General features: G+C 48.1%; 18 protein-coding genes. 8 read left to right on the forward strand and 10 right to left on the reverse strand.

Features of this window, described 5'->3' with window-relative positions; all coding sequences use genetic code 11:
* The first annotated feature begins 2 nt into the window (after window positions 1-2).
* The 3 genes from KOG47_RS11340 (at window position 3) to KOG47_RS11350 (ending at window position 2,146) form a co-directional block, all read left to right on the forward strand.
* Window positions 3-170, forward strand: coding sequence for a hypothetical protein (locus KOG47_RS11340; protein WP_160300237.1), 168 nt, complete (start codon window positions 3-5; stop codon window positions 168-170).
* Window positions 171-386: 216 nt separating this feature from the next.
* Window positions 387-1,712: a PepSY-associated TM helix domain-containing protein gene (locus tag KOG47_RS11345; protein WP_214691348.1), complete on the forward strand. Its 1,326-nt coding sequence runs from the start codon at window positions 387-389 to the stop codon at window positions 1,710-1,712.
* On the forward strand, window positions 1,709-2,146 hold the full coding sequence (locus KOG47_RS11350) for a hypothetical protein (RefSeq protein ID WP_214691347.1): 438 nt from the start codon (window positions 1,709-1,711) through the stop codon (window positions 2,144-2,146). The genes KOG47_RS11345 and KOG47_RS11350 overlap by 4 nt, the downstream gene beginning before the upstream one ends.
* Before the next feature lie 26 nt (window positions 2,147-2,172).
* Here KOG47_RS11350 and KOG47_RS11355 read toward each other — a convergent pair whose 3' ends face one another.
* Window positions 2,173-2,436, reverse strand: coding sequence for an LlsX family protein (locus KOG47_RS11355; protein WP_214691346.1), 264 nt, complete (start codon window positions 2,434-2,436; stop codon window positions 2,173-2,175).
* A gap of 65 nt (window positions 2,437-2,501) precedes the next feature.
* Window positions 2,502-3,692 carry a LysM peptidoglycan-binding domain-containing protein gene (locus tag KOG47_RS11360; RefSeq protein WP_214691345.1) on the reverse strand — a complete coding sequence of 397 codons (1,191 nt, stop codon included), beginning with the start codon at window positions 3,690-3,692 and terminating at the stop codon, window positions 2,502-2,504.
* A gap of 265 nt (window positions 3,693-3,957) precedes the next feature.
* Here KOG47_RS11360 and KOG47_RS11365 point away from each other — a divergent pair, with 265 nt between their 5' ends.
* Window positions 3,958-4,707 (forward strand): FixH family protein, encoded by a 750-nt coding sequence (locus KOG47_RS11365; RefSeq protein ID WP_214691344.1) that lies wholly within the window; start codon window positions 3,958-3,960, stop codon window positions 4,705-4,707.
* 31 nt (window positions 4,708-4,738) lie between these two features.
* Here KOG47_RS11365 and KOG47_RS11370 read toward each other — a convergent pair whose 3' ends face one another.
* The 6 genes from KOG47_RS11370 to KOG47_RS11395 all read right to left on the reverse strand — a co-directional run bounded on the left by KOG47_RS11370 (window position 4,739) and on the right by KOG47_RS11395 (window position 10,113).
* Window positions 4,739-6,364, reverse strand: coding sequence for an ABC-F family ATP-binding cassette domain-containing protein (locus KOG47_RS11370; protein WP_015880408.1), 1,626 nt, complete (start codon window positions 6,362-6,364; stop codon window positions 4,739-4,741).
* Window positions 6,365-6,529: 165 nt separating this feature from the next.
* On the reverse strand, window positions 6,530-7,249 hold the full coding sequence (locus KOG47_RS11375) for a PDDEXK family nuclease (RefSeq protein WP_215244254.1): 720 nt from the start codon (window positions 7,247-7,249) through the stop codon (window positions 6,530-6,532).
* On the reverse strand, window positions 7,236-7,700 hold the full coding sequence (locus KOG47_RS11380; RefSeq protein ID WP_374193986.1) for an SACOL1771 family peroxiredoxin: 465 nt from the start codon (window positions 7,698-7,700) through the stop codon (window positions 7,236-7,238). Before KOG47_RS11380 ends, KOG47_RS11375 begins: the two co-directional genes overlap by 14 nt.
* 52 nt (window positions 7,701-7,752) lie before the next feature.
* Window positions 7,753-8,991, reverse strand: coding sequence for a peptidase T (pepT, locus tag KOG47_RS11385; RefSeq protein WP_215244255.1), 1,239 nt, complete (start codon window positions 8,989-8,991; stop codon window positions 7,753-7,755).
* 97 nt (window positions 8,992-9,088) lie between these two features.
* The gene (locus tag KOG47_RS11390; RefSeq protein WP_215244256.1) at window positions 9,089-9,763 is read right to left on the reverse strand and encodes an LrgB family protein; all 675 of its coding nucleotides are present in this window, start codon (window positions 9,761-9,763) and stop codon (window positions 9,089-9,091) included.
* Window positions 9,760-10,113: a CidA/LrgA family protein gene (locus KOG47_RS11395; RefSeq protein ID WP_215244257.1), complete on the reverse strand. Its 354-nt coding sequence runs from the start codon at window positions 10,111-10,113 to the stop codon at window positions 9,760-9,762. Before KOG47_RS11395 ends, KOG47_RS11390 begins: the two co-directional genes overlap by 4 nt.
* 119 nt (window positions 10,114-10,232) lie before the next feature.
* Between KOG47_RS11395 and KOG47_RS11400 the strand changes: the two genes are divergently transcribed.
* On the forward strand, window positions 10,233-10,718 hold the full coding sequence (locus KOG47_RS11400; protein WP_215244258.1) for a P-loop nucleotide/nucleoside kinase family protein: 486 nt from the start codon (window positions 10,233-10,235) through the stop codon (window positions 10,716-10,718).
* 39 nt (window positions 10,719-10,757) lie between these two features.
* On the opposite strand, the gene KOG47_RS11405 is transcribed toward KOG47_RS11400, so the two are convergent.
* Both KOG47_RS11405 and KOG47_RS11410 read right to left on the reverse strand, forming a co-directional pair.
* On the reverse strand, window positions 10,758-13,910 hold the full coding sequence (locus tag KOG47_RS11405) for an efflux RND transporter permease subunit (RefSeq protein ID WP_215244259.1): 3,153 nt from the start codon (window positions 13,908-13,910) through the stop codon (window positions 10,758-10,760).
* A gap of 32 nt (window positions 13,911-13,942) precedes the next feature.
* Window positions 13,943-14,509, reverse strand: coding sequence for a TetR/AcrR family transcriptional regulator (locus KOG47_RS11410; RefSeq protein WP_214873636.1), 567 nt, complete (start codon window positions 14,507-14,509; stop codon window positions 13,943-13,945).
* Between the two features lie 226 nt (window positions 14,510-14,735).
* Here KOG47_RS11410 and KOG47_RS11415 point away from each other — a divergent pair, with 226 nt between their 5' ends.
* The 3 genes from KOG47_RS11415 (at window position 14,736) to KOG47_RS11425 (ending at window position 18,275) form a co-directional block, all read left to right on the forward strand.
* Window positions 14,736-15,797: a Fe(3+) ABC transporter substrate-binding protein gene (locus KOG47_RS11415; protein WP_159563300.1), complete on the forward strand. Its 1,062-nt coding sequence runs from the start codon at window positions 14,736-14,738 to the stop codon at window positions 15,795-15,797.
* Window positions 15,798-15,930: 133 nt separating this feature from the next.
* Window positions 15,931-17,568 (forward strand): ABC transporter permease, encoded by a 1,638-nt coding sequence (locus KOG47_RS11420; protein ID WP_215244260.1) that lies wholly within the window; start codon window positions 15,931-15,933, stop codon window positions 17,566-17,568.
* Window positions 17,568-18,275 carry an ABC transporter ATP-binding protein gene (locus KOG47_RS11425; RefSeq protein WP_031424334.1) on the forward strand — a complete coding sequence of 236 codons (708 nt, stop codon included), beginning with the start codon at window positions 17,568-17,570 and terminating at the stop codon, window positions 18,273-18,275. Before KOG47_RS11420 ends, KOG47_RS11425 begins: the two co-directional genes overlap by 1 nt.
* Window positions 18,276-18,313: the final 38 nt, after the last annotated feature.

Genomic DNA, 18,313 nt, shown 5'->3' on the forward strand with positions numbered 1-18,313 from the left:
GCTTGTTTCTCCCTAAAAAAATACAAAATGATACAACAATTTCTGCGACACGTCATCAGCGTGAAGTCGGAACGGGTTACTTCGATGAAGTCTCGCTCGTCATCTCAGGTGGGCAATCATCAACGACTGCACTGGCTGGGTCGACAGAAGCAGAGCAGTTCACAAATTGATCATATTTTGGAGACGCCAACTTGTTGGTGTCTCTTTCTTTATGTGAAAGTATGTGAGATAGATTGATGAATATGTGAAAAAAAGATGAACCAAAGTTCATTTTCACTTCTCCAATTCGACGAATAGTTGTCACAAATAGTAAGAATAAACCGTTTCCATTCCTTGTATACTCAATCTGTTCACAAGTTGGACACAATGATAAAGGGGGAAGCATCATGCAAGGGGAACGATTGAATAAACGCAACGCTTGGTATCAAGCGGTATGGCGTTGGCACTTTTATGCAGGTCTCATATTTGCACCAATTTTTATTATCCTGGCTGTGACAGGAAGCATTTATTTATTTGAACCGCAAATAACGAAGATGCAATACAAAGACATGATGACGGCAACTTTCACGGAAGAACAGCCGATTGAAGTCCAAAAAGAATCATTCATGACGGAATATCCGGATGCGATGATCACATCGATTCGTTTGCCGGATGAAGGCGAATCGACTCGAATCGGTTGGATGAACAAAGACGAGATGATGTATACATATATTCATCCGGAAACTACAGAAGTTTTAGGAACGCGGTCTGCTGAAGGTAGCATGGATTTATTAGTTGTGATTCATGGCACACTATTAGGTGGTCAAATCGGGAACTGGGTCGTCGAACTCGCGGCGTCCTGGGCAATCATTCTTCTTATTACGGGGACATTCTTGTTTTGGCCGCGTGGTAAGAATCCGCTTCGGATGCTTATGCCGAAGCTTGGGAAAGGACGACAGTGGTGGAAGCAGATGCACGGTAGCGTCGCTTTGTGGTCATCGCTAGGCCTCGTACTCATTATCAGTTCAGGGTTGGCTTGGTCATCCGTTTCGGGTGCGATGTTGCAGTGGGTTTCCTCGTCGACAAACACGGGAGCACCGATGTATGCCTATGCGTTTGGCGCCAAGCCAGAATCGACCGTGACGACAAAAGAGGTGGCAGAAGACGTACCTTGGGCGACCCAAGCAGATCTCGTTCCAACGTCTTCTCCAAGTACGCTGTTGCCGATTGATTTAAATCAGGTGGTGAACAAGTCCACGATTGATCGACCGTACACAATCTCGCTTCCGGAAGGCGAAACAGGCGTCTATACTGTCACATCGGCAGCAGGTCATCCATTTAAAGAATCGACGGTGAACTTAGATCAATATAGTGGTGAAACACTCAGCTCTGTGACATACGCAGATTACGGGATTCTCGGAAAACTGATTACGGTTGGAATCGCGTTCCATGAAGGTCGCCTGTTCGGTTTACTCAATCAATTGGTCGGTGTCGCGCTTTGTCTAGGTCTCATTTTCGTGGTCATCAGCTCGTTCATGATGTGGCGCAAACGAAAAGTCGGATCCATTGAACAGATGAAGCGGTTTGAGGACGAACGCATTAAACGAATCGTCGGTATCTTGATTTTACTTCTAGGTGTGACATTACCGCTCGCAGGAATCAGTATTCTTGTCGTTCTCCTATTTGATTGGTTGATTGGTCGCCGGAAGTTGAAAGCGGAGGTGGCAGCATGAAACGATTTAAAGCAGTCATTCCTGTCATCCTAGCGACAATTTGGTTAAGCGCGTGTCAACTTCAACCAGTAGAACGCACCATTGATCCGATTGGGATTCAACTGATCGTACCTGAACGTGTAGAAGTTGGCTCGACGACGCTTGCGATGAAAGTATCGAATGATGAACGTGTGACGGAAAGCCATATTCAAGTCACGCCTTACGATTCGGAAGAGACCCGGACGTATGAGGTGACAGAACAGGATGGCTATCTCGTGACGAGCGTGAAACTCGATCAGGGAATCTACCAAGTGAACGGCATGGTCCATGAAGGGCAGAAGGTCTATACGCCGTCCGCATGGATGATTGTCGGTGATGTACCGCAAGACCAAATCGACCAATTGCAGCAACCAATCGTTCACTCACACGACCATGGTGGTGAACATCAGCATTAAAAAAGTAACCGTTGCGTATGCAGCGGTTACTTTCGTTTAAGACGTATCCCGATCTCTCCAATGAGAACGGCAATGCCCATAAATCCGGCACCGAGGATGGCCATTTGATTCTGGTTGGCGACCCCGATTCCGTTCTCGAATTGATAAATCTCACGTGTTAAGAATTGGATCGGCTCACCGGATGTGAGTGCTTGTTCATAACCGAGCCAAATCAAAATCGAGAATGTGGCAATTGAAACCAAAAGTCCGATGAATGCGGTAGTACTGACACGGATTACGGTTCGAGTCATAGCGTTTCCTCTTTTCCTATTTGTATACGATACGTCACAAGCTGAGGAAAAGATTCACGAGGCAATCATTTCGGAATGGTCAACACTTGTCCGACATAGATGGAGTTGACGTTTGTGATGTTATTGGCGGCTGCGATTTTTGCGACGGTCGTATTGTACATCGTCGCAATCTTGTAGAGTGTGTCGCCCGATTTCACCGTATATTTCACAGTCGTCGTAGGTGGTGTAACGGTCGTTCCTGGAATGATGAGCACTTGTCCGACATAGATGGAGTTGACGTTTGTGATGTTATTGGCGGCTGCGATTTTTGCGACGGTCGTATTGTACATCGTCGCAATCTTGTAGAGTGTGTCGCCCGATTTCACAGTGTATTTCACGGTCGTCGTAGGTGGTGTAACGGTCGTTCCTGGAATGATGAGCACTTGTCCTACATAAATCAAGCTGTAGTTCGTAATGTTGTTGGCGGCAGCAAGCGCCGAGACGGTGACTCCGTATGTCCGTGCGATACTGTACAACGTATCACCTGACTTCACGGTATACGTTTTGTTCGTCGATGTGTTTTGATATGCAAGTAATTGTGAGACCGTGACAAATTTGTACCCTTTTGCTTTGAGTTGTGAAATCATCGTTGGGAGTGCGAGCGGTGTACCTGGGGCCCCGGCTCCGGTATGCATCAAGACGATTGAACCCGGTTTGATGTTAGTCTGAACTTTCGTGTTGATTTGGCTCGCGGTCAACCCTTTCCAGTCAATCGTATCAATGTTCCATTGAATCGTGTATCCGTATCCTGCAGCCCCGACACCGCTCAATACGGTACTATTCACTGCACCAAACGGGGCTCTGAAAATCGGTTTTGTCGTTTTTCCGGTCAACGATTTAATCAAAGTTTCCGTGCGGTCGAGTTCGGATTTCATCTGCGTGGCAGTCAGTTTGGTGAAGTCAGGGTGTGTATACGAGTGATTTCCGAGTTGATGTCCTTTTGCGGCGATATTTTTAATGTACTGTGGATGGTTATTTGCGCCCGACCCCGTTAAAAAGAAAGTGGCTTTGACATTGTTTTTTGCTAAAATGTCTAAAATCTTGTTCGTGTTCGCCCCGTCTGCCCCGTCATCGAACGTCAATGCGACGACCTTGCTCGTCGTGTTCACGCTCGTGACAAATTTTGAAGCGGCGGCACTGACGGAAATCGATTGTGTGATCACCATCGCCAATAAGATGAACAGTGCCATCGCCCCACGAATGACCTTACGTTTCATCTGAATTCGCCTCCATTCATGATGTAACTCTCTTGATGTTAAGACTTTCCAAATGATTGACCTTGATATATTTTATATACCCCTTTTTAGAAATGATGGACTAAAATTCGGAAATGTACTCAATAAATTTTGATTCAACTATATGTGTGAAATTTGTGAGAATGTATCGTGGGATATATCACAGAATGCTCACACTCTTTTTGGAAAGAGATGGTATCATGAACAATGTGTGAAAGATGTAAGCGATTTATAAGGAGGACTTATGATGAAAAAGATGATGACACGGTTTGGGGTCGTGTTTGGACTCATCGGGTTATTCGTACTCGGTGCGTGTGGTACGGAGAAAGAAGCGGAGAGCGCGGCTGTTCCACAGTCAATGGAACCGGTCGAGGCAGAGTTGACGGTAGAGGCAACGGCTGAAAAGGGAGAGGCGGTACCTTTATCAGTAACAGTCACGCAAGATGGTCAACCTGTAGACGATGCGGATGAAATCAAGTTCGAAGTATGGAAGAATGGTGCGAAGGAAGAAAGTGAGATGATCAAGGCGTCACTCACGAAAGACGGTGTCTATGAAGCGGAGACGACGTTCGCGGAAGAAGCGGTCTATACGGTTCAGGTTCACGTGACAGCGCGTTCGATGCACACCATGCCGACGACAAACGTGACGGTTGGACATCCAGAAACGGCTGCTGAAGCAGAAGAAGAGAGTGAGCATCATCACCACGCTGGAGCGGATATCACGCTTGACCCGAAAGAGGCGACAGCAGGGGAAGAACAACCATTCATGGTACACGTCATGATTGAAGACGAGATGCTCGCTGGAGCGGACGTACAGCTCGAAATCTTCCAAGATGGGGCAGAGAAGCATGAATGGGTGAAGTTGGAGGAAGCAGATGCTGGGATGTATAAAGGTGCACACACTTTTGCTGAATCAGGCGCATACAACGTTCAAGTCCATGTCACGAAAGGTCATGACATTCATGAGCACGTGATGGAAACGGTAAACGTTAAATAAAAAATCGGCTCGCGTTTGAGCCGATTTTTTATTATGCATTTTGGTAAAGGGATTCAACTTGTTGTTGAAGCGCCTCGTTCTCCAAGTACTCATCGTATGTTGCTTCTTTATCCACGATGCCATTCGGTGTCACTTCAATGATGCGTGTCGCAATCGTCGAGATGAGCTGATGGTCATGTGAGCTGAAGAGGAGTACGCCTTTGAACGACTCGAGACCGTTGTTAAGTGCTGTGATCGATTCGAGGTCCAAGTGGTTCGTCGGATCGTCGAGGACGAGCACGTTCGAATTTGAAAGCATCATCTTCGAGAGCATGCAACGTACTTTTTCTCCCCCTGAGAGTACAGACGCCTTCTTCATGACTTCTTCACCTGAGAAGAGCATGCGGCCGAGGAATCCACGAAGGAACGTGTCTGACTCATCGGCAGGCGAGAACTGGCGCAACCAGTCAAGGATGCTCTTTTCTGAGCCCTCGAAGTATTCTGAGTTGTCTTTCGGGAAGTATGACTGAGTCGTCGTTACGCCCCATTTGACTGATCCTGTGTCTGGCTCCATCTCACCCATGAGGATTTTGAAGAGTGTCGTGATGGCAACGTCCGAACGACCGACAAACGCGACTTTGTCCGTCTTGTTGAGTGAGAACGTGACGTTATCGAGCACTTTCACGCCGTCAATCGTCTTCGAAACGTTGTCGACATAGAGAACATCGTTTCCGATTTCGCGCTCCATCGTAAATCCAACGAACGGATAACGACGTGACGACGGACGGATGTCATCAAGTGTGATCTTATCGAGCAACTTCTTACGTGACGTCGCTTGACGCGCTTTCGATGCGTTCGAGCTGAAACGTGCGATGAAGTTTTGAAGTTCTTTGATTTTCTCTTCTTTTTTCTTGTTCTGGTCTGCCGCCATACGTGTAGCAAGTTGGCTAGACTCATACCAGAAGTCGTAGTTCCCAACATACAATTGGATTTTTCCGAAGTCGAGGTCGGCCATGTGCGTACAGACTTTGTTCAAGAAGTGACGGTCGTGGGAAACGACGATGACTGTGTTTTCAAAGTTGATTAAGAATTCTTCTAACCATTGAATCGCTTTTAGGTCAAGTCCGTTGGTCGGCTCGTCTAAGAGGAGGATATCTGGCTTACCGAAGAGCGCTTGGGCAAGAAGGACTTTGACTTTCTCCCCACCTGTGAGTTCGCTCATTTGTTTCTGGTGGAGCGCTTCAGAGATTCCGAGACCTTGAAGGACCATCGACGCTTCCGACTCGGCTTCCCAACCGTTCAACTCAGCGAATTCACCTTCGAGTTCAGCTGCGCGCATGCCGTCTTCATCTGAGAAGTCTTCTTTCATATAGATGGCGTCTTTTTCCTTCATTACTTTGTAGAGACGCTCGTGACCCATAATGACGGTCTCGAGAACCGCACTGTCTTCATACGCGTAGTGGTCCTGCTTGAGGACAGCGAGACGTTCGCCTGGTGTGATGCTGACATCACCCGTCGTCGTATCTTGTTCACCTGATAAAATCTTTAAGAATGTCGATTTTCCGGCACCGTTCGCACCGATCAATCCGTAACAGTTGCCTGGCGTGAACTTGATGTTCACCTCTTCAAACAACTTGCGACCGCCAAATTGTAGGCTGACGTTATTTACTGTAATCATGTATGGTATCCCTCGTTTTTCTGATTAGTTTACGACGTGTATTGTATCACGTTTTTGAAAAACGCGCAGTCGCGTAAAAAGTGGAAGTGAAAAATGACTCTATTCGGTAATTCCCAACATATCATATGTTTAGTAAAAACATAACGTCTCACTTAATACATTTGGTTACTTGAAGTGAGACGTTGTGTCAAAGCAACGAAGTAAACGAATTCCTTCAGGGGAAATAGTGCAGTTCAGTTGCCATATTTCTAATCCGGAAGGTATCGCATCGTTAATCAATTGACGAATTAGATGGTCTTTTTTTCGGTTGGAATTACCGGTATAAATTGGTGCGTCATATAAAAAAACATATAAGAGGACTGCTCTTCCGGTTTGGGGTAGAGTGGAAATCAGAGCGTGGAGATGACGAATCAACCGTTCTGTCTCGATGGGTCGTTTCAATCGTCTACGTTTAAAGTGTGGGAGAGGAATAGTGAGTAGTTCGCTGAGCGGAGCCTTCACTTCCATGAAGATTCCATCAATCTGAAAATCGATTCGTGCACCGCCAATTACTATTTCACGTTTGATTCCCCTCGGGGTTGAGAAAGCATCAAGCTGGTTCTCGAGTAAGAAAGCTTCAACATAGTCGTTGACACGACCTTGATTGATTCCAATCCATTGTTCACCATCGACTGAAATGGCTTCGACTGTAAAGTGAGTTTTACGATTCGAGTCATAGGTTTCTGAGACGAGGCAGGGGATGTTTTCAAATATAATATCTCCAATCCTTCCTGTTACAGGACAATGGCAAGGCGCGAGCAAATCATCAACGAGTACGTCCATGACAAAGCGATTACGTCTGTTTACAATTATCGCTTTTTTCAAAGGTTCTTCAAATAAAATCATTGCCACTTTTACGTGAAATGACGGTATTCAACTCAAATGCTACATTTCCTGCGAGTGCGCGTGAAATCATACATTGATCTTTCGCTTTTTTCGCGATGCGCTCGACAAGCGTGATGTCTCGGTCGGTCATCTCTGTAGGTACATGAATCGTTGTCGCATAGCGAATCGTCTCGTAAGTGAAGATGCCGTTCGTCACATCGACGATGCCCTCTGCATTAATCGTGATACCACGATGAGTCAGGTCACTCCGTCCAAGTACGGCTGCGAGGGTGATGATATAACACGTTGCCGCTGCCCCGAGGAGCATCTCATCCGGATTCGTTCCGACTCCCGGACCGTCCATTTCGGGTGGGATTGAAATCTGTGTCTTTAATCGCTCGGCCGTGAGGGTGCCGACGTCATTTCGTCCGCCATCCCAACCGAGGTTCATGCTAAATGTATGTTTCATCAAAAATCGCCTCCAATGTCTCTAGTGTAAAAGAGAACGATTGGAGGCGCATGTGTTATGCTTGTGCGCGCTTCGCGAATGTGCGAAGTGTTTCGATGATGACCGTTGTCGCTTTTTCCATATTGTTCACAGAGATATATTCGAACTTCCCGTGATAGTTCTCTCCACCTGTGAAGATGTTCGGTGTTGGAAGACCCATGTAAGAAAGTTGCGATCCGTCTGTGCCACCACGAATCGGTTCGATTTTCGGTTCGATGCCAAGGCCGCGCATGACATCAGCGACGGTATCGACGATGTGTTTGACTGGTTCGATTTTCTCGGCCATGTTGTAATACTGGTCTTCCATTTGGAGTTCAATCCGTGCTTCCCCGTATTTTTGTTTCCATTCGAGGACAAGCTTCTCCATCAACGCTTTACGCGCTTCAAACTTCTGTTTGTCGTGATCGCGGATGATGTATTGAAGCGTCGTCTTCTCGACGTCCCCAGTGAAGCCGTTCAAATGGAAGAATCCTTCATAATTGCTCGTCCGTTCTGGTGCCTCATCAGCAGGTAACCGATTTTGGAACGCCATCGCGAGCTTCATCGAGTTCACCATCTTATTTTTCGCGCTACCTGGGTGTACGTTCGTTCCGTGGAAGGTGATGGTCGCACCGGCTGCGTTGAAGCTCTCATACTGCAACTCTCCGAGTGGTCCGCCGTCCATCGTATAAGCGAAGTCTGCATTGAATCGGGCGACATCGAATTTATGTGGTCCACGGCCGATTTCTTCATCTGGTGTGAAGGCGATGCGAACCGTCCCGTGTGGAATCTCAGGATGGGCCAATAAGTATTCAACGGCTGTAACGATTTCAGCAATCCCTGCCTTATCATCCGCACCAAGGAGTGTCGTACCATCCGTTGTCATGAGCGTATGCCCGACATACCCATCAAGTTCTGGGAAGTCTTTTGGTGATAAGACGACATTCAATGACTCGTTCAAGACGATGTCGCCACCTTCATAATGCTCGACGAGTTGAGGGGACACGTTCGTTCCTGTGAAGTCGGTCGCTGTATCCACATGAGCGAGGAATCCGATTGTCGGGACGTCATAATCGACGTTACTTGGAAGTGTGGCGAAGAGATAGCCGTATTCGTCCGTCTCAACGTCTGTCAGTCCGAGATCTTTCAATTCTTTCTCCAAATGGCGAATCAAATCCCATTGTTTGGCCGTCGATGGTGTTGTCGCACTTGTGAAATCCGACTGTGTATCAATCTTCGCGTACGTCATTAAGCGTTCAATTAATTTTGCTTGCATGGATTGCCCTCCTATAATAAGTTTCATCTTCATTAGTTTATCACGCGCAATCGAAGTCGAAACAAAAAAGTCGCGCCCATCGATGGACGCGACCTGTTCAAAAGAGAAACGGATATAGAATCGGCAAGATAAACGAGGTGAAGATTGCGGTCAATCCCATTGCGGCACCACCTGTTGCACCGGACAACGGATGTTCCGTTGCCGCCTGAGCGGTCCCGATTCCATGACTGATTGTCCCGAGTGTGAGTCCACGCGTGAACGGGTCGTCCATACGGATCCATGTCAAGAGTACCGGTCCAAGCATCGCCCCTAAAATACCGCAGGCAACAGCAATCGAGGCGGCAAGTGTCGCATCTCCTTCTAGCTGTCGAGCCAACTCAAGGGCAATCGGAGACGTCGCTGATTTGACCGATAGCGCAATCAATACGTTTTCGGTAAACGAAAACAGTTTGCCGAAAAGTACAGCCACAAAAATCGTAGAGAGTGACCCGAGTACGATGGCACTCAGGGCCCGTTTTGCCCGGGCGAGTAGTACGGGTAAGTTGCGATAGAGTGGTAACCCGAGGGCGACCGTCGCCGGACCAAGTAAGATGGTGATGATGTCGGTGGCTGGTTTATACGTATCATAGGACTGTCCTGTCACGAGTAACAGAAGAATCAAAATTGCTGTACTTAAGAAGACGACATTGGTGAACGGAGATGCCCACTTCATGGAAAGTCGACGACTGAGCGAATACACGAGAATCGTCAATCCAATCCAAACGTATGTCATGATATCTCACCTTCTCTCCCGGAAACAAACGCCGTCACGACCATCCCGACCGCCATGCTGGCGAGTAACGTGATGAGGAGCGGGATGCCGGCAGCTTTTAACAACGTTCCGTATGCCATAAGACCGACGGCGATCGGGATGAAGAAGAAGGCGAGGTGCTTCGTTAAATATCCGGCACTGTCCTCAATCCATTCCACGCGAATGACTTTTGTCAACAAGAGGATGAGCAACAGTACCATGCCGATGACGCTGCCCGGTACTTTCCAAGCGAACGTTTCGACCATCCAATTGCCGAGCGTGCTCAGTCCGAATAAAAGAGCGAGCCCAATCATCCATTTTAATAATTTCATATACATGACTTCCTTTCACGTCATTCAAAACGTATGAATCTTCTCAAATTCAACGAGAGAGGTCAAGAAAAGGGTATGATACGTTTATTCTACTTGATGAAGAGGAGGAAGATAGCGCGATGGAAGAAAAGGGGACACTTTATTTTTTATGTGGAAAAATGGGGGCTGGAAAATCAACGATGGCCAAGCAAATGGCTGCTGAACAACGAGCGGTTCTCTTATCTGAAGATGAATGGTTATCTACGTTATATCCGAATCAAATTCATACGTTTGAGGACTATCAAAAGCATGCTAGGCTACTGAAGCCACTAATTGAATCTCATGTCCAACAGTTGCTGCGACTCGGGATGCATGTAGTGATGGATTTCCCGGCAAATACAAAATCGTCACGATCTTGGTTTTTACAATTGTCAGAACATGCTGGGGCGAATCACCGTCTGATTTATCTCAACCGAAGTGATGAACAATGTCTTCGACAGATTCAGAAACGTCGCATCTCGGAACCGGAACGAGCCGCATTTGATACCGAAGAAATCTTTCATCATGTGACTTCATTTTTTGAAGCGCCAGATGATACGGAACACCTACATATCATTGAAAAATAAAACATGCGTAGCGGATACACCGCTACGCATGTTTTAGGCTTATGCTTGTTTTTTCTTACGGAATTGTGCGAAGAACTCATAGACGATTGGTACGATGAGCAACGTGAGAAGCGTCGAACTTGTAAGTCCGCCGATCACGGTGACGCCGAGACCTTTCGAGATGAGTGCCCCACCCTCGAGACCGAGTGCGAGCGGTGCGAGTGCACCGATTGTCGCGAGTGCGGTCATCAAGATTGGGCGAAGGCGTGTGACTGCTGCCTCAAGTAACGCTTCACGTGTTGATAAACCAGCTTCTTCTTTATGAATGACGCGGTCAATCAAAACGATGGCGTTCGTGACGACAATCCCGATCAACATGAGTGCCCCGATCAAGGCAGAAACCGAAATCGTTTCACCCGTGATGAGGAGGGCGACAAGTCCCCCGATAATCGCATACGGGAGTGAGAACAACACGACGAATGGTGTGAGTGCCCCTCCGAATGTGATGACGAGAACCAAGTAGACGATGGCGATTGCGGCAAGCATCGCAAGACCGAGCTGTGTGAACGATTCTTGAATCTGTTCCGTTACACCGCCGACATCATACGATACGCCAGACGGAAGCTCAATCTCTGAAACGCGTTCTTCAATCGCAGCAGACGCTTCTGTCGCTTTATCTGTGCTGAGTTCAACACTTACTTGTGCGAGCAGCTTTCCGTCACGCTCGACGAGTGTGTCCGGTGTTGTGCCTTCTTCGATTTCAATGAAGTCTGAAATCGGGCGTGGACCGAACGGTGTCGTGATTTCTTGTGCTTGCAGGTCATCGACACTGTCATATGTCACTTGCTCGTTCGGGATGACGACGTCTAACTGTTTGTCATCCACTGTCACGCTCGCAAGTGGACTTTCCGGTGCCTGGAACTGACTGATGACTTGCGCGATTTGACCTGCAGATACACCGGCTTCTGCAGCGGCCTGTTGGTCGACGTTGAACGTGTATTGTACGTAAGACTCACGTAAGTCAGATGTCGCTTGACGGACATAATCCGTCTCTTCTTCAATCGTCTCGATGAAAGTCGGCACGATCGCTTCTAAATCTTCAAGCGAGTTGGCATAGACATTGTATGTGACACCGCTCGTTGCGCCGCCACCTGAGAAGTCTTGTTCTTTCCACTCCCCATTTGAGGCGAGTTCATTCAACTTCTCGATATCAGCCAACTTCACATCGGCGAAGTCTTCCGTATCCGGGTCATACTGGACGATAAAGATTCCTTGTTTGTTGTTTCCAGGGTTCAGCGGGTTCTCTCCACCGACTGTGAACTGAACGTCGGTTGCGTTCGGTTGTTCTTCCATGAAGTATTCTTCAGCCACTTCTGCTGCGGCAATCGAATCTTCAAGTGTTTGACCCGGTTCTGGGTCGAACGTGACGAACAACGTCTTCTCCGAATCTTGGTTCAAGAAGTTGACCCCGATTGCTGGAACGAGGGCAAAGCTACCAATCAATAGGGCAGTCGCGAGTCCGAATACGACGAGTTTATGGTTCAGTGACCAGTTCAAGACGCCACGATACCATTCGGCGAGCTTGCCTGGACCTTCTTCTGGCTTCAACTTGTCGCGGTTTTTAAAGAACGAGTCGGCCATCATTGGTACGACCGTGATCGCGACGAGTAACGAAGCGAGTAATGCGAAGACGACCGTCAATGCGAACGGCAAGAACAGTTCACCGACAAAACCAGTGACAAATCCAAGCGGCAAGAATACTGCAATCGTGACGATGGTCGACGAGGCGATCGGGATGAATACTTCTTTTGTTGCCGCGATAATCAACTCTTTACCGCGAAGTGGTTCGTTCGAACGCGTGAGTCGACGGTAAATGTTCTCGATGACGACGATGGAGTCATCGACGACGCGCCCAATCGCAACGGTCATCGCACCGAGCGTCATGATGTTCAACGTGATATCCAACTGCTTCAAGACGATGAGTGCCATGAGAAGCGACAACGGGATCGAGATGACGGCGATGATCGTCGATCGGAAGTTACGTAAGAACACTAAGATGATGAGGATAGCGAACAACCCACCAAGTAATGCTTTAGACAACATGGTTTCGACCGACTCTTCAATCGGTTGTCCTTGGTCGAGTGTGATTGATACATTCGCCGTATCGTTTTCAGCTTCGAAGTCATTCAATACTTCTTTGACGGCGTTGACGACATCGACCGTGTTCGCATCTTGTGTCTTCGTCACTTGTACGCCGATTGAACGTTCACCGTTCGAGCGAGAAATCGATTCTTCGATTCCTTTGTCCTCGATTGTCGCAAGTTCACTCAACGCGACAGTCGGAACCGTCGTCGGAACGTTCGGTGGTAATGCCGATGGTGTTTCCGTCGGGACCTCTGTTGGCACGTCTGGCGTTTGACCAGGTGGCAATTCAGTCGGGGCAGACGGTGTCGTCGGCGTTGATTGTGCTGGTGAGTAAGGGATTTGAAGATCGCGGAACGCTTCGAGTGTCTCCGACTTGCCGTCGATGACGACCGCTTGCTCCGTATCCCCTAATTCATATAACCCGAGCGCGATCCGAGCGTCATTTGCTTGAATCAATTGTTTGACCGTGTCTTCTGTCAAATTGTATTCTGCGAGCGCATCTTGGTCGAATTGAAGCTCGACGCGGCGAATCTCTTGCCCGGCAATTTGGACGGTTTGCGCACCTTCCACTCCTTCAAGAGCAGGCTGTACTTCTTCTTCGACGAGTTTTGTCAATTCGGCCAAATCCAGGCTTTCATCCGAGATGGCAGCCCCGATTACCGGGAAAGCGTCGAAACTGAGACGCGACACTTGAGGGTCTTGTGCCGACTCCGGCAATTCGACGTTGCTTAACGCATCTTTGACTTGTTGCTCCGCTTCATCCATATCGGTACTGAAATCATAATCGATTTGGATGTTCGAAGCGTTTTGGAATGACGAAGAGCGAACTTGTTCCACACCATTTAAATTCTGAAGACGATCTTCTAACACGGTGCTGACTTCTTCGAGCACTTGTTCAGGGGATGCACCTGGATAAATGGTTGTGACCGAGACGGTCGGAGTCGTAATGTCCGGTAACGTCTCGAGCTTCATCGTCAGACCGGCGAAAAGACCGGCGGCCGTCAAGATGATCGTCATCAACCAAACCGCAAACTTGTTGTTGACGGAGAAGGACGTGATTTTCTGCATGGGTTTTTAATCTCCTCTATTGTTATGTTGTTTTATGACTCACGATCGATGTCGTGGGCTCGTTCAATCAAGCGTGCGATAATCGCTTGTTTGAGTTCGGCAGGGGGAACGCCGACACCGAAGTGTTCGGACATCATCATACCTTCGAGTGCATAACGAATGATCATCGTTTCCACCGGATCAGCCGTTTGTTGGAACTGTGCGAAGAACGTATCCAAATCATGTTTCCAACGATTGGCGTACTCTTGGTCGACTTCGAACAACGTGAGAAATGCAATCATTTTCTCGACGTCGATTTGGATGGCAGCACGCTCAGGATGCAACTTCGTTTCATCAAATAGACGAACGAATGCCTCGATAGGTCCATGGCCTTCATCTTGCAATGAAGCATATAGCTCGTTTTGTTCTTGTTGTAATCGTTCGACCATCGCCGTCATCAACGCTTCTTTTGAAGGATAATGATAAAGAAGTCCCCCTTTAGATACACCCGCAGTCTTGGCGACTTCATCTAAGGTAAGTTGATGCACGCCGTGGTTCATGATGATGTCGGTTGCCGCATCCAACAGCTTTTGCTTTGTAACGTTCGATCGGTTTGACATATCTTCACCTCTTTCTGTACCGACCAGACGGTTTGTTTGATTTTACTATATCGTCCCCATTCTTTTGAAGTCAAGAAATGATGTCCTCAAAACTGTCACGAATTGCACATGTAATATGATAGCGATTGCAGAAAAGTCTTGACGTGAGAATGATTATCAGTGATGATAGGTACTGAGAGTAATTATCATTACCAGAGAGAAATAACCGAACGTGGGGGAATGACAGATGAACAAAAAATATGCAGCTTTAGGAATTTCAGCAGCGTTAACGACATCGCTCCTTGCCGCTTGTGCAAGCACAGATGAGACAACTTCAAATGAAGGCTCAGACGATTCGAACGTCGTCAATGTTTACTCGAGTCGCCACTACGATGTCGATCAACAATTATATAAACAGTTTGAAGAAGAAACAGGCATCAAGGTCAACGTAGTGGAAGGGAAGAGCGACGAACTTCTCGAGCGTTTGAACACAGAAGGGGAGAGCACAGAGGCTGACCTCTTCATCACTGCAGATGCTGGAAACTTGTATCAGGCGAAAGAAGCGGGACATCTTCAAGCGGTCGATAGCGATGAGCTTGAGTCAAACATTCCTGCAAAATATCGTGACACAGACAACGAGTGGTTCGGTTTGACGAAACGTGCGCGTGTCATCGTGTACTCAAAAGATCGCGTGAAACCAGAAGATTTGTCGACGTACGAAGCGTTGACGGAAGAACAGTGGAACGGCAAAGTGCTCGTGCGTCCATCGGAAAACATGTACAACATCTCACTCCTCGCATCGTTCATCGAAGTGAACGGTGTCGATGAAGCGAAAGAGTGGGCGAAGGGCTTAGTGAACAACATGGCACGCGACCCACAAGGGAACGACCGTGACCAAGCGAAAGCAGTCGTCGCTGGCGAAGGGGACGTGGCCATCATGAACACGTACTACATGGGGCTCATGTTGAATTCTGAAGACGAGGAAGAGAAGAAAGTCGCTGAACAACTCGGTGTCTTCTTCCCGAACCAAGATACAACAGGCACACACGTGAACATTTCGGGTATCGCGATGACGAAAGCATCGAAAAATACAGAAAACGCTCAAAAATTGATGGAGTTCATGTCAGAACCGTCAGCTCAAGAGAAGTTTGCGAGTGTGAACTATGAATATCCAGTCAACGAGTCGGTTGAACCGAATGAGCTTCTCCAGTCATGGGGTGAGTTCAAAGAGCAGGATATCAATCTCTCTGTACTCGGTGAAAACCAACAAGAGGCAATCCGTATCTTTAACGAAGTAGGTTGGAAGTAAGATGACTTCGGCTTGAACGAGAGTTCAGGCCGGAGATTTTTGCGTTCTTCACACCCTAAGCGCTACACGGGATGCACAGAAACTGATATGATGGGACAGGAATTGATAGTTTACAGAACGGGAGCGGTACGACATGAACTGGCACGCAGTAAAACGACAACTGAATGGATGGGCGATCCTCAGCTTTCTCGCGATTTTATTGATCGTCTTGCCGGGAATTGTCGTGCTCGTCGAATTGTTCGCCCCGGTCAATGACAATTGGCAACACATTCAAGAGTACCTGTTGCCCCGTTACGTGCGAAACACGCTGTTCATCATGGTGGCTACAGGAGTCTTGACGACCGTGATCGGAACGAGCCTCGCTTGGTTCGTGACCGTCTATGATTTCCCGTTCCGTCGTTTCTTTAAATGGGCACTCATCCTGCCGCTCGCGATTCCGCCTTATATCGGGGCGTATACGTATCACGGCATCTTGAACTATACGGGTGTGATCCAGACGACGTTACGAAACGAATTTGGTATCACCGTCGATCAGTCGTACTTCAACATCATGTCGATTCAAGGAACGGTATTTATCTTTACCTTGTTCCTCTATCCATACATTTATACGATCACACGAGCGTTCCTGCATAATCAATCGTCCTCGATGATTGAGAACGCGCGAATTCTCGGTCGTGGCTCGTGGGACATTTTCTTCACGGTCGTCATACCGATTTCCCGAGTCGCCATCATCGGTGGTGTCAGTCTCGTGTTGATGGAAGTGCTCAACGACTATGGCGTCGTGAAATATTTCGGGATTCAGACGTTTAGTACCGCCATCTTCAGCACGTGGTTCGGGATGAAGGATACATCGTCGGCGCTGAAGCTTGCGGGCACTCTCATGATTCTCGTCATCGCCATTTTGACGATGGAACGGCTCGTGCGAGGACGGAAGCAGTTCAGTTACGCTTCGACGAAAGTGAAACCGCTCAAACCGAGACCGCTGCAAGGCTGGCATCGCTATGCGGTATTCGCATATGTTTCGCTCGTCTTTGCGATTGCATTCGTCATTCCGTTCACTCAGTTGACGGCATGGACGTTTCTGACGTTCGATACGGTCTTCACGGAAGAATTTTGGCAACTCGTTTGGAATACGGTTCGGGTCGCCTTTACCGCAACCGTGATCATCTTACTGTTCGCACTCATCATTGCGAACTATACACGACTCTTCCCGTCGAACATGACGCGTGTCATTTCGAAAGTGACGACACTCGGGTATTCGATTCCGGGAGCGGCCATCGCCATTGCGGTCATCACGCTCTTCTTGTGGCTCGATGACAAAGTGCTCGATTTGGCACGGGCGCTCGACTTGAGTCAGACATTCGTGTTCCGGACGACGCTCATCATGCTCATCTTTGCCTACGTCATCCGCTTCCTCGCCATCGGCTACAACTCGATCGAGAGCGGGTTTGAGAAAGTAGGGAAGTCGTTTACCGAAGCATCCCGTATGCTGGGGTGGAATACGGTCCAAACGTTCTTTCGCGTCGATATCCCGATGATCAAAGGCGCCATCATGAGCGCGTTTATCCTCGTCTTTATTGATATTATGAAAGAGTTGCCGTTGACGCTCTTTTTACAACCATTTAACTTTTCGACGCTTGCGACACAGGCGTTCAAATACGTGAGTGATGAGAAGATTCACGAAGCGGCACTCGCTTCCATCGTCATCGTCCTCATGAGTGGACTGTTGATTTTCGTTTCCCACAAGGTGCTTGATAAGGAGGCCGACTAATGTTTGTTCAAATCAATGATTTACATTTTAGCTATAAAGGTGCACATGAAGAGACAATCAAAGGGTTCTCGATTTCAATCACGAAAGGTGAAATCGTCTCGCTTCTTGGGGACAGCGGATCGGGGAAGAGTACGATTCTCCGTTTGATCGCAGGACTCGAGATGCCGAACCAGGGCGTCGTCGTCGTGAATGACTGTGTCTGTTGCGACGATTGTCAGTTCATGCCGCCAGAAGATCGTGGCGTGGGGATGGTCTTCCAAGACTATGCACTCTTCCCGCACATGACCGTTGAAAAGAACATTCGATTCGGTCTTCATAAACTGAACCGCAAGGAGCGGAATGCGCGTGTCGAAGAGATGCTCGCGCTCGTCAACTTGACGGAGTTCCGTCACCGTTATCCGTACGAACTTAGTGGGGGACAACAACAGCGTGTCGCGCTCGCGCGTGCGCTCGCACCGAAGCCGGCGCTCTTGATTCTAGACGAGCCGTTCAGTAATTTGGATACGTCACTTCAACACAGGATTCGCGACGATTTGCGTCGTCTCTTGAAGCAGACAGGTACGACAACGATTTTCGTAACGCACGATGAGGAAGATGCCGAGGCACTTGCCGACCGGATTGTCTACCTTGGAGAAGGCAAAATTAAAAAGCAGGTCATGACGGAGAACAACAAGACGTTCAACCCGCAAATTCCTTGCTTCGTATAAGTTCGGCGCACTCATTGATGAATGGGTGCGTTTTTATT

Origin of the sequence: Exiguobacterium sp. s121, from assembly GCF_018617245.1 — a bacterium.
Classification (GTDB): Bacteria; Bacillota; Bacilli; order Exiguobacteriales; family Exiguobacteriaceae; genus Exiguobacterium; species Exiguobacterium profundum.